The sequence below is a fragment of the Dellaglioa sp. BT-FLS60 genome (genome assembly GCF_054941065.1).
Map to the genome: position 1 here is coordinate 1 of NZ_JBSOLI010000032.1, position 11,811 is coordinate 11,811.

Sequence of the window (11,811 nt, forward strand, 5' to 3'; positions counted from 1 at the left end):
AAAAAAAGAGTGTGGTGGCGATAGCAAGAAGGATACACCTGTTCCCATGTCGAACACAGAAGTTAAGCTTCTTAGCGCCAAGAGTAGTTGGGGGTCGCCCCCTGCGAGGGTAGGACGTTGCCATGCTAAATAAAAAACACATTAACTTAATTGTTAATGTGTTTTTTTTGTACAAATAAATATATTAAAAAGCCGCTTGCCGGATTTGAACCGGCGACCCCCACCTTACCATGGTGATGCTCTACCTGCTGAGCTAAAGCGGCATTACTATAAAAGTTTATAGTAATACTTCAAAAAAATCAATCTTTAAACAATAAGAACATTAGAATTATTTATGGAATTTTCTAGTAATGGAGACATCGCTTCAATTGAAAAAATAGACAATGAATGCATTGCTCGTGAACAAAGAGTATACAGGTTTCCAAGATCACTTTGTGATATATAAGTTTTTTTTGAAATATCAAAGGCAACGACTGAATCAAATTCTAAACCTTTAGCTAAATAAATAGGTAAAATTATTGTTGTTGCTGGAATATTTCTATCGGCATCTACAAGCATCGTTAGTTTTACTGATGATCTAAGTTCATTGTAAAGGAGCTTACAGTCTGTTAAATTTTTAGTAATAATTGCTACTGGTTGAGCCTTTTTTTCACTAGTTTCAATTAATGTAATTAAAGATGCTAATGCAGTAGGTCGATTCTTGCTAAAGTAAATTTTTGGTAATTCACCGTGACGTGTAAAAGATTCAATATTGTTTCCATCGGGGAGTAATGATTTTGCAAAATTGGTAATTTCAAATGTTGATCGATAACTTTTATTTAAAATAATTAAGTTTGTTTTTTTAATTTGTAAAATCCGATTTAAATTTTTTAAAAACTTGGTTGGTAAAACTAAATCATAAAATAACGCTTGTTCACTGTCACCTAAAAGTGTTAATTTGGCATTAGGGAAGCAGTTTTTTAGATATAAAAGTTGTAGAGGTGAATAATCTTGTATTTCATCAATGAACAGGTGCTCAATATTTCTGTTCTGGCCACTTCCTGTTAACAAATCTCGTAGTAGTAATAATGGTGCTGCATCTGACAATGTAATTTTATGAAGTTCTAGGTTTAATTGGAAAGTATTTTTTGCTTCCGATGAAATAGTCGTTTCAAGAAATTTTGCATATTGTTCGTAGATATCTATAAAGTAGTTATTGTAAATGGCATCATAGACAATGTTAAATCGATCTTTTAGTATAATAGTACCAATATATGAAATTTCATTATCTACATTGTCGAATTCATCGCGTTCGTAATCTAGTAAATACATTTCATATTGGGAATCCGATAATGAATCAATTTCTTCACGCATCCAGTCAGATTCAGACATTTCAGTGATTCTGGCTTTTAACCGTTTGGTTAATGTATTTTTGGTTGCAGTAAATTTATCTGCTGATAACATATTCTGTGGTAGATGTGTGAATATGTTTGAAATTTCTTTTTTTTCAAAGAATGGTGTTCCTTCGTAAACAATATCGGTGAAAGCTAAATCAGAAGAAGAAACTGATTTTAGGTAAGCTTCAATGGTTTCTTTGAATCGTTCGTTGCCTTTAATAGCAGCTAATTGATGATCTGGATTTGATTCATAGTTTTCAAATAAAGTTTCAACTTTTAATCCTTGGAATCGATTTGAGAAAAATTCGGCTAAGGTGACTTGGCGCATATTTTTTTCACCTAAACTGGGTAGAACGTCTGAAATGTAGTGACTAAATAGTAGATTTGGAGAAAATAATATAATTTGATCAGCATTCAATGATGTTCGTGAATGATAAAGTAGGAACGCGATACGCTGCAAAATGGCGGATGTTTTGCCACTTCCGGCTACTCCTTGTACGACTAATAGGTCACTTGTGGTATCTCGGATGATTGTATTTTGTTCTTGTTGAATGGTTGAAACAATATTTTTCATCTGTGCATCGCTTTGTTCGCCTAATACTTGTTGCAATAATTCATCACCAATTGTTTCGTTAGTATCAAACATTGATAAAATTTGACCTTCTTTAATTTGAAATTGGCGTTTTTTTGAGAGTTCTGTCATTTGTTTACCTTGTGGTGTTTCATATGAAACGTGACCCAATGCACCATTGTAGTAAATACTTGAAATGGGTGCTCGCCAATCATGTATTAAGAAGTTTTGGTGGTCATCTACTAATGAGGCTAAGCCAATGTAGAGTTGTTCCTGTTCTGGATCGCCATCATCTTGAATGTCGATGCGACCAAAATAGGGTGAATCGCCTAATTGGTCTAAAGTGTGTACTTGTCGTTCTAGTATTTCTTCAGTTTGAATGGTTGTTGCTACTAATTGTTTTTGTTGTTGGACTTCAGCATTTGTTTCAATTCGATCATCAATTTCAAATGTATTAATTTTTGCATTATCAACATAATTTTTTTCGACCGATGATGTTTCTTTATGCGCTTTTTCATATAGTGCAGCTGTTTTAATCGATTGTTGTTCAATTTCTTCGACAACTGAATCAACTCTTTGTTGTTCGATTTCTTCTTCTGACATCTTAATGGCCTCCTTGTACTATTGACCTAGTTTAAAGGTTTTTAAAATGTTCGTCTAGTATTTAATATTATTTGATTTTTGTGGTGGAACACGCTACACTTATACTAATAGATAATTCATTGATTATTGCGAAGTAGGGACGCCGACTACAACAGGGACATACTGATTTTGCTGAAAGGTATGGTGGCGACCTGAATTGGATATATGAGAATTTTGGGTAACCTCCTTATCGGTAAGTGGCAGAATTTTATTCTGCAATTTAGGTGGTACCACGAGACAGTCGTCCTATTGTTATTTATTAGCAATAGGACTTTTTTTATAGATAGAAAGGGAGAATAAATATGACAAAAAAAGTGATTTTAACGGGAGATCGTCCCACTGGTAAGTTACATATTGGTCATTACATTGGTTCATTGAAGAATCGTGTTGACATGCAAAATTCTGGCGATTACGAGACATTTATTATGATTGCTGATCAACAAGCATTAACAGATAATGCGCGTGATCCGGAGAAAATTAAGAACAGTTTGATTCAAGTTGCTTTAGATTATTTAGCTGTTGGCATTGATCCCAGCAAATCAACTATTTTTGTACAATCTCAAATTCCTGCCTTAACGGAATTAACAAGCTACTATTTAAACTTGGTGACCGTTTCTCGTTTGGAACGTAATCCTACGGTTAAAGCTGAGATTCAACAAAAGAATTTTGAACGCAGTATTCCTGCAGGTTTCTTTGTTTACCCAGTTAGCCAGGCAGCTGATATTACTGCATTCAAAGCGACAGTTGTTCCTGTTGGTGATGATCAAGAACCTATGCTTGAACAAACACGTGAAATTGTGAGAAGTTTTAATACCATTTATCAACAGGATATTCTGGTTGAACCAGAAGGCGTCTTCCCTCCAAAAGGGCAGGGACGTTTACCCGGTTTAGATGGTAATGCCAAAATGAGTAAATCATTGGGAAATGGAATCTTCCTTGCGGATGATGCTGAAACATTAAAGAAAAAAGTGATGTCAATGTATACCGACCCAGATCATATTCATATTGAAGATCCTGGTAAAATTGAAGGTAACATGGTTTTTACTTACCTCGATATCTTTGGTAAAGATACTAAAAAAATTGCGGATCTTAAGGCACAATATCAAGCTGGTGGTTTGGGTGACGTTAAAATTAAACGTTATTTAAATGACGTACTTGAAGCTGAATTGGCACCTATTCGTGAACGACGTGCTGAATTTGCTAAAGATCCTGAAGCTGTTTATGCAATGTTAAAAGCTGGTAGTGATAGAGCTAATTTTGTTGCAAATCAAACCTTGAACGAAGTTAGAAATGCAATTGGGATTAATTATTTTAACTAGTTCTGTTGTGGACCGTTTCTTCGATTTAGTATGAGGTGAGTTATAAATGGAAAAGTTTGTTTTATTGGATTTGGGTTCAAATTCAGTTCGATTATCAATTAATGAACAACTTGATAATGGACAATTTAAAGAAATCAAACGATTAAAGTCGGAAACGCGATTGTCCGAAGGGATGGGGAAATCTCGCGTATTGCAAGAGCATGCAATGTCCAGGACGATTGATGCTTTGATTAGTTTTAAAAAGCAATATGATGTTTATGGACCAGTTGCGGTGCATGGAATTGCAACTGCTGCTGTTCGAATGGCTCGAAATCAAAAAGAATTTTTGCGTCGTATCAAAGAAGCTGTTGGTGCCGATATTGAAGTTCTAAGTGGCGATGATGAAGCTTATTATGACTATATGGGTGTCATGGAGGCTTTACCGATTCGTGATTGCTTGATTTTGGATACAGGTGGCGCAAGCAGTGAACTTATTCATGTCGTTGATCGAAAAGTAGCCCATCTTGTGAGTTTGCCGTTTGGCGCTGTGACTTTATCTGAAAAATATTTAAAAAATGATCAAATTACAGGTAAAGAATTATTTCGATTGACGGAACATTTAATGGTGGCTTTTCAAAAATTAGATTGGTTAAAGGATGCCATCGAATTACCACTTGTATTACTTGGCGGTTCAAATCGGATTATCGGTCGTTTAAATCGTAAAAAACAGAAGTTAGTTAACACAGAAGCGATAAATGGCTATCAATTATCACGTAAGGCTGTTTCACTTACTTTTGAGGACTTAGTCGGACTAACAACTAAAAAGCGTGCACAGGTTAGTGGGATAGCTTCTAACCGTGCCGATATTATCGTGGGTGGAATTGCACCAGTGGTTGTTTTAGGACAATATCTGAATTCTGTCGGGGTCATTTTCTCTGAAAGTGGCGTGCGTGAAGGTTATTTAACAACTAAATTAGGTAAATAAAAAGATATTAGTCGTTACTGGTGCCCCTAAAGCTGAAAAACTTTAGGGGCATTTTTATAACTAAAAAGAGTTAGCTATGGGTTAATCTTTTTGAGGTAACTATCAGCAAGATAGATGTCATCATGAAAAAAAGAATCATAATTAATGCGATCGTGTTAAATGAATAAAAGGTATCTAAAATGCCCATGCTCCATAAAAATAGCATAGAGACAATACTGCCAACGGTACCAGCAAGAGACATAATCGATGAGACATTTTTTATGGAAGCTTGTTTTTGAATATCAATAACAAGTTGATTATTATAAAGATTGAATGGGATTAAAAATAATATGATTGTCATCACAAATAATAATTTATTAGTTATACATACGGATAATAGCAATAAAACGGATAATGATGCTATTAATAATAGGTATTTATTTTTTAAATTAACTCTTTCAAAAATATAATTACTTAAAATTGCAATTAATTGAAATGCGATATAGATAATACCAAAATATTTTTTACTGAAAAACTTCTCTAAGAACATAACTTGCCAGAATTGGAAAAATAGTTGGAGAATGATTTGATATAGTCCCAAACTAAGAATATATAATAGTAACTTGTTATTATGTTTTAAATTTTTTATATCGTTTAGGGTGTCTTTTAAAGTGGGTCGTTCGATAAATTCAGCCTTATTATCTTTAAATCCAAATGAAATAATTAAAAAAGAAATCATAATGATAACCAATGACACTATATATAAATTGTCCGAAAAATAACTATAAATAAAGGATCCCATGCCACCACCAATGAGACCGCTATAAAGATTAATATTATTATACTTTATATTGAATGACTTAATTTTACGTTCATCATTTTTGAAACGCCTGACAAAATAGGATTCTAAAGAACCGCTGATTGCGGCGTTACTGATGCCATAGATAAACCATGAAAAGCAGAGAAAATAAAAATCATATGAAATCATGATAATAAAATATGATATGGCGAGTAGACCTAATGATAATTGATACATTATTTTTTCAGACCAAATATCGGTTATAATTCCAGAAGGAAATTCAAAAAGTAATCCAGCAATCATAAAAAAACTTTGTATAATGGCAATCTTACCAATTGTCATGCCCTTATCTAATAAGATTACAGTTAAGACTGCGTGAGGTAAAACGCGAGCAAGATTGTATAAAAAGAAACTTAAAAAATATGTTTTACTATTTATATGAGTCAAAGTGATAATCCTTTCTGCCCGTATTTAAAGTCTTTGAAAAATTAGTATAGCATTAAAATTTGATGAGATAAACATATTTTTTTAAGAAGATTAAATTTTAAATAAAAAAAGAAACCTGTTAGTTGAACAGATTTCTCTTTGGCTTTATTTTTAAGGCCCATAGTCATGCTTATTTAGGTAAAATATCTTCAAATGTCATTGCTGACAAAAACTTTTGGATACGTTCTGAGGGATGATTGAAAAATTCATCAGGTGAACCGTTAAACAAAATGTTTCCGTCTTCTAAAAAGATAATATTATTTGCAACGGCTTTAGCAAAAGCCATATTATGTGTCACGATGATCATTGATTTTTTTTCTGCATCTAATTTGAGTAAAACTTTCAAAACTTCAGCTTCTAATTCTGGATCTAACGCAGAAGTTGGTTCATCAAATAATAAATATTTTGGATTCATGGCCATTGCTCGGGCGATGGCTACACGTTGCTGCTGCCCACCAGATAATTGACTTGGATAGTAATTGGCACGGTCTGAGAGACCAACTAATTCTAAAAGTTCTTCGGCGCGTTGCGCAACAATCAATTTTTGTTCCTTTAAAACGTGCAGGGGTCCTTCCATGACGTTTTTCAAAACGGTTAAATGGGGAAATAGATTATAGTCTTGAAAAACCATCCCAGTTTGACGACGGACTGCCAAAATTGTTTTTTCACTGATTGGTTGAGCAAAGTCAATGACCTTTTCATCCAATGAATAGAGCCCTTCTTCAGGTTGTTCTAACAGGTTGAATGAGCGTAACAATGTTGATTTTCCGGAACCGGAAGGCCCAACAATGACGGTTGTTTCGTGTTCTGGTAATTCGAATGATAATGATTTTAGTGCTTTATGTTGATCGAAATATTTATTTACCTTTTCAAATTTAATCAAAGTTAAGACCTCCTAAGCGTTTTTAATATAACGGGATGTTCTTTTTTCTAGGTAATATTGACCAATATTCAAAATTGAACAGAAAATCAAATAGACGACCGCAACTTCACAGTATAAAGTCATGGGTTCATAGGTTCTCGCCGCAATTTGCTGACCGACAGAGAACATTTCGACAATCGTGATCGAGAAAGCCAATGAGGTATCTTTTAGTAAACCAATGAAACTATTTGATAAAGGTGGTAATGATACGCGAGCTGCCTGTGGTAAAATGACCCGGAGTAACACGGTTGTATGCGTCATTCCAATGGCATAGCCAGCTTCCCATTGGCCTTTTGAAATTGATAAAATAGCTGCACGGATTGTTTCAGAGGCATATGCGCCAACGTTCAATGAAAAAACGATAACGGCAGCAGTAAATGCACCAAATTCAACGGTATAAGGCGCTGGTAACCGTGGTAACCCATAAAATAAAATGAACAATTGTACAATCAAAGGCGTTCCTCTGAAAATCCAGACGTAAAATGAAAAGATAGCTTTACCGATGCCTTTTAAAATTCTTGTAAAAAGACTGCCTTTTTTAATATCTGATATTCGGATTAATGCAGTTATAATCGCAATGATGATACCAATGACAAATGAAATAATCGTCAAAGGGATGGTATAACGAATCCCAGCTTCTAAAATGGTTGGGAGTGAATCCATAATAAGTTTCATGAATGATGACCCTCTCTTAATCTCGTTTAATAAAAAAAGACTGATGACAAAATGGATTTTGCACCAGTCTTTTTTGAATTATTTTTTAGTGATGTCGTTACCAAAATATTTTTTAGATAATTTAGTTAATGAACCGTCGGCACGTAATTCTTTAAGTGCTTTGTTTAATTTCTTTTGTAATTTAGGATTGTCTTGTTGAATTAAGCCAGCAACTTTTAAGGTTGGAATCTCTGAACCTGTTGAGATTGTTTTGATTTTTGTACCAGGTTTTTCTTTTAAGTATGAGTAAACGGCGTCGTTACTATTAATGGAACCATCGGCGCGACCATCTAAAATTAAACTAATTGTATTTGAAAAATCATCTGTTGACACAACTGTAGCACCAAGACGTTTGGCATCTGCACCATTTTCACTTGTGACTGTTTGCGCCATTTTTTTACCTTTAATATCTTTAATTGATTTAATAGTTGTGTTATTTTGTTTAACCATTAAAATCGATTTTGAATAAATGTAAGGTGATGTGAAATTGTATTTAGCCTGACGTTCTTTTGTGATACCAACGTTGTTTAAAACCACATCATATTTGTTAGCGTCGAGACCGGCGATTAATGAATCCCATTTTGATTCGACAAATTTAGGTTTTAAATCCATCTTGTTAGCTAATTCTTTACCAAGCTCAACTTCAAAACCAGTTAGCTTATTGTTACTATCATGGTAACTGTAAGGACGGTAAGTGCCTTCGAGTCCAATCGTTAAAGTGCCTTTAGTCTGTGTTAGATCAGAAGATGTGTCTTTAGATTTGCCGCAAGCTGTTAAAGCAAGAGCAATCAATAACACGCTGGCAAGACTTAATAATTTTTTCATTTTAGTACGCCCCTTTTTTTAAAAGTAATATATTATCTCTTTATAATAGCGTAAAATAGTCTGAGAAACCATTTATTTTCCTTACTAAAAGTAGAAAATAACAAAAAGGACTAAAATAATGATAAAATTTTATAATAAAAAGTGGCAAGATAGATTAAAAACGTTATTAAATAGTAGTGTTATTACAAATGATGAAAAAAATAAAATCGAAGCACAGTCTCTTAATCATGAATTAGGAAATCAAATGACTGAAAATTACATCGCCGATTTTACTTTGCCAGAGGGGATTGCCTTTCACTATCTGGTCGATCAAAAAGAAGTGACTGTGCCAATGGTAACGGAAGAACCTTCCGTCATTGCCGCAAGTAATAATGGTGCGCGTATTATTGCGTCTGCAGGTGGTTTTACGACAAAAATTGACTCACGATTAATGATTGGCCAAGTGATTTTGGAAAATGTCGATGATGCAACGACTACTATGGATTGGGTGGATAGCCAAAAATCACATTTAATTGAAATTGCGAACATGGCGCGTCCATCCCTTGTTAAACGTGGTGGTGGTGCACGCTGGGTACGGACACGTCAACTGGCTGATGATTTAATATCGGTTGATTTGGCGGTGGATGTCCAGGAAGCAATGGGCGCAAATAGTGTTAATACGATGATGGAAGCAGTCGGTGAAGAGCTTAAAATGAACCTTAAACAGGTCGTTTTGATGAGTATTTTATCCAATTATGCGACAGAATCATTAGTTGAATCAAGTTGTTCAATTCCTTTTGCGTTATTGGCTTCTGCAGAAATTAGTGGTGAGCAGTTAGCTGAAAAAATGGTGACTGCGAGTCGAGTGGCGCAACTTGACCCATATCGTGCTGTCACACATAATAAAGGTATTATGAATGGGATTGATGCGGCGTTAATTGGTTCTGGCAATGATTGGCGAGCTGTTGAAGCAGGCGCACATGCCTATGCGAGCAAAGATGGTCATTATCGAGGCTTGACGACATGGGCAATTGTTGGCGATAAGCTAGTTGGGACGATTAAATTACCAATGCCGATTGGATTTGTTGGTGGCTCAATTGATATCGTTCCAATGGTTCAGATTAACAAAAAAATAATGGGTGTGACTTCAGCAAAAGAGTTAGCTAGTGTCATTGCGAGTGTTGGGTTAGCGCAAAATTTAGCAGCACTTAAAGCCCTTGTTTCTAACGGGATTCAAAAAGGACATATGGCTCTGCAACTGAAATCGTTAGCGGTTAAAGTTGGCGCTAATAATGAAGAAGTGGGACAATTAACGACGCTATTAAAAAATGAAAGACGACCGGATACTGCGATTGCAATACAAAAATTAAAAGAATTAAGACAAAAAGGGGATAATTAAAGATGGCTGAGATTACGTTACAACAAAATACACAGAATTTAATAACAGAAATTAAGAAACAGTTTAAAGGGGAAATCAAAATTCAATGTGGTGGTGAAAAAGTAGGCTTTATTAAACATGAACAAGTTGAATCTCGATTGGAAGACGGTAATTTTATGATTAATGTGACTGATATTACGGCACCAGATTATTTAATTTCACATGAATTATTTCATTTTTTCCTACAATTGAATCAAGCGCCTGAACTTATGTTGAAAATGACGACGGATGATTTTGATATTGATGACAAAATCAACGCCACAGCTACGCAACTTTACGACACTATTTTACATGCAACAATTTTCAGATTACAAGAAGAAAATGGCTTTATTGATGATCATATTAGAGAATTATTCTACCAAGGGATTTTGGCCACAGTAACTGCTGAGCCTAAAGAAGGTAAGGGCCCAGATGAATGGGGAATGTACCGTTTAATCACACTTTTGGATGCTTTAGTTTTCTTTCAAAATGAAGATTCAGAGCAAATCACTGAAAAGTTTTTAGAATTTTATCCCGTTTCAACTAATGCAGCACTTAAATTATTAGAAATTTTAACGGCACATGACTTACGAGCACCGTTTGAAGCGCGTCGTGCTACTGTTGCGTTGTTTAAAGCATTCGATGCACAACTTGAAGCTTGGAAACTGCCTAAAATGTATTTAACAACATTTGCAACGTTAACCCCCGTTTTTAGTGAACGTCAATTAAAATTAGAAGTTCGCCAATTGTTTGATATTATGCATTCTGAATTTAAGAGTAATGTTAATTTTGCATCTGCATATATTGGTATTCAGAAAAATGACCAGCAAAATGCGTTTGTTATTACGGTACCTAAAAAGGCCGATGCCAAAGAGACTATTTTGCATACTTACGATATGACGGTATTAGAATTGATGCAAACAATTAATATGCGCTTTTTGATTAGGCCTGTGGAATAATGGTGGCGCTAGCTAAGTATAATCTGGCAGTCATCACAGCTGGAGACGACATTTTATTGTTAAATCGGTTAAAAAAGCCATACGCTGGTCTGTGGAATGGTATTGGTGGTAAGCGTGAAGAAGATGAATCTGAATTGGCAGGTATGCTCCGTGAAATGTTCGAAGAAACAGGGATGCAAGTTACCGAAGCGCAATGTGTGCCAACAGGTCATCTTGAATGGTCAGTGAATCACGACTATCAAGCTTCGATTGCTTTATTTCACATAACATTAACGCAACCATTTGGTGCGCAATATCCCCAAAAAATGCGTGAAGGAATTTTAAGTAATTTTCCAATTGAGTGGGCTTTGGATGACAAAAACCTCGGTTTAACCCCAGATTTGATTCCTGTTTTACCTTATATTTTAAAAGATGATGCTCATCAATATATGACGGACTTTGTTGAGAATCAACTGGTTAGCTTTGATATTAAATGATAACGAAGGGATGGCTGCGAAAATAATGGAACATAGCGAAATTTTTACCCGATTAAATCGTCTAAAAAACAGGTTGCAATGGTTAACTTATTTCCAACGGTTCTTTGATTTTATTCTGTTTTATTTTGGTGGTGTCAGTTTTTTCGGTGGCGATCCAATTACGTTATTCGGAACAGTTTTTACAAAAAGTGAAGGGTTATTATTAACTTTGATGGTGTCAGCAATTACGTTCAGCATCACAGCTTTAAAACAAGATCCAAGACGAGTTGGGCGAATTTTAATTACCATTTTAGATGGGCAATTGTCCGAAAAAGAAATTATGATTATTCGTCAATTCCAAAAATATGCACGATAATTTCAAGGGAGACAGTCTGTGAAACTCA

General features: G+C 34.8%; 11 protein-coding genes, 1 tRNA gene and 1 rRNA gene. 7 read left to right on the forward strand and 6 right to left on the reverse strand.

The window, feature by feature from the left end; genetic code table 11:
- The first annotated feature begins 10 nt into the window (after positions 1–10).
- Positions 11–126: ribosomal RNA gene (gene rrf / locus ACVQ8P_RS04445) — 5S ribosomal RNA — on the forward strand.
- A 64-nt stretch (positions 127–190) separates the two neighbouring features.
- On the opposite strand, the gene ACVQ8P_RS04450 is transcribed toward rrf, so the two are convergent.
- Positions 191–263 (reverse strand) — tRNA-Thr (locus tag ACVQ8P_RS04450).
- A gap of 43 nt (positions 264–306) precedes the next feature.
- Positions 307–2,550 (reverse strand): RNA polymerase recycling motor HelD, encoded by a 2,244-nt coding sequence (helD, locus tag ACVQ8P_RS04455; protein WP_462297759.1) that lies wholly within the window; start codon positions 2,548–2,550, stop codon positions 307–309.
- Between the two features lie 341 nt (positions 2,551–2,891).
- Here helD and trpS point away from each other — a divergent pair, with 341 nt between their 5' ends.
- Together trpS and ACVQ8P_RS04465 are read left to right on the forward strand one after the other, a co-directional pair.
- A complete protein-coding gene (trpS, locus tag ACVQ8P_RS04460; protein WP_462297761.1) occupies positions 2,892–3,908 on the forward strand; it encodes a tryptophan--tRNA ligase in 1,017 nt (338 codons plus the stop codon).
- 46 nt (positions 3,909–3,954) lie between these two features.
- Positions 3,955–4,872, forward strand: a complete 918-nt coding sequence (locus ACVQ8P_RS04465) for a Ppx/GppA phosphatase family protein (RefSeq protein ID WP_462297763.1) — start codon at positions 3,955–3,957, stop codon at positions 4,870–4,872.
- A 70-nt stretch (positions 4,873–4,942) separates the two neighbouring features.
- Here ACVQ8P_RS04465 and ACVQ8P_RS04470 read toward each other — a convergent pair whose 3' ends face one another.
- From ACVQ8P_RS04470 to ACVQ8P_RS04485, 4 genes are all read right to left on the reverse strand, one after another.
- Positions 4,943–6,097 (reverse strand): MFS transporter, encoded by a 1,155-nt coding sequence (locus ACVQ8P_RS04470; protein ID WP_462297764.1) that lies wholly within the window; start codon positions 6,095–6,097, stop codon positions 4,943–4,945.
- Positions 6,098–6,266: 169 nt separating this feature from the next.
- On the reverse strand, positions 6,267–7,019 hold the full coding sequence (locus tag ACVQ8P_RS04475) for an amino acid ABC transporter ATP-binding protein (RefSeq protein WP_462297765.1): 753 nt from the start codon (positions 7,017–7,019) through the stop codon (positions 6,267–6,269).
- Positions 7,020–7,031: 12 nt separating this feature from the next.
- A complete protein-coding gene (locus ACVQ8P_RS04480; RefSeq protein ID WP_462297767.1) occupies positions 7,032–7,733 on the reverse strand; it encodes an amino acid ABC transporter permease in 702 nt (233 codons plus the stop codon).
- 78 nt (positions 7,734–7,811) lie between these two features.
- Positions 7,812–8,597 carry a transporter substrate-binding domain-containing protein gene (locus tag ACVQ8P_RS04485; protein ID WP_462297768.1) on the reverse strand — a complete coding sequence of 262 codons (786 nt, stop codon included), beginning with the start codon at positions 8,595–8,597 and terminating at the stop codon, positions 7,812–7,814.
- Between the two features lie 118 nt (positions 8,598–8,715).
- Here ACVQ8P_RS04485 and ACVQ8P_RS04490 point away from each other — a divergent pair, with 118 nt between their 5' ends.
- The 4 genes from ACVQ8P_RS04490 to ACVQ8P_RS04505 are packed head-to-tail and all read left to right on the forward strand — an operon-like array spanning position 8,716 to position 11,783.
- The gene (locus ACVQ8P_RS04490) at positions 8,716–9,975 is read left to right on the forward strand and encodes a hydroxymethylglutaryl-CoA reductase, degradative (protein WP_462297769.1); all 1,260 of its coding nucleotides are present in this window, start codon (positions 8,716–8,718) and stop codon (positions 9,973–9,975) included.
- 2 nt (positions 9,976–9,977) lie between these two features.
- Complete coding sequence (locus ACVQ8P_RS04495) at positions 9,978–10,952, forward strand: IpaB/EvcA family protein (RefSeq protein WP_462297770.1); 975 nt, start codon at positions 9,978–9,980, stop codon at positions 10,950–10,952.
- 2 nt (positions 10,953–10,954) lie between these two features.
- The gene (locus ACVQ8P_RS04500; RefSeq protein ID WP_462297772.1) at positions 10,955–11,428 is read left to right on the forward strand and encodes an NUDIX domain-containing protein; all 474 of its coding nucleotides are present in this window, start codon (positions 10,955–10,957) and stop codon (positions 11,426–11,428) included.
- Positions 11,415–11,783: a hypothetical protein gene (locus ACVQ8P_RS04505; RefSeq protein WP_462297773.1), complete on the forward strand. Its 369-nt coding sequence runs from the start codon at positions 11,415–11,417 to the stop codon at positions 11,781–11,783. Before ACVQ8P_RS04500 ends, ACVQ8P_RS04505 begins: the two co-directional genes overlap by 14 nt.
- The last annotated feature ends 28 nt before the right edge of the window (positions 11,784–11,811 follow it).

What these genes read in the sequence shown, in the direction of transcription:
- helD (WP_462297759.1), bottom strand. Translation starts at nt 2,550, where the DNA reads ATGTCAGAAGAAGAAATCGAACAACAAAGAGTTGATTCAGTTGTCGAA.
- trpS (WP_462297761.1), top strand. Translation starts at nt 2,892, where the DNA reads ATGACAAAAAAAGTGATTTTAACGGGAGATCGTCCCACTGGTAAGTTA.
- ACVQ8P_RS04465 (WP_462297763.1), top strand. Translation starts at nt 3,955, where the DNA reads ATGGAAAAGTTTGTTTTATTGGATTTGGGTTCAAATTCAGTTCGATTA.
- ACVQ8P_RS04480 (WP_462297767.1), bottom strand. Translation starts at nt 7,733, where the DNA reads ATGAAACTTATTATGGATTCACTCCCAACCATTTTAGAAGCTGGGATT.
- ACVQ8P_RS04485 (WP_462297768.1), bottom strand. Translation starts at nt 8,597, where the DNA reads ATGAAAAAATTATTAAGTCTTGCCAGCGTGTTATTGATTGCTCTTGCT.
- ACVQ8P_RS04490 (WP_462297769.1), top strand. Translation starts at nt 8,716, where the DNA reads ATGATAAAATTTTATAATAAAAAGTGGCAAGATAGATTAAAAACGTTA.
- ACVQ8P_RS04495 (WP_462297770.1), top strand. Translation starts at nt 9,978, where the DNA reads ATGGCTGAGATTACGTTACAACAAAATACACAGAATTTAATAACAGAA.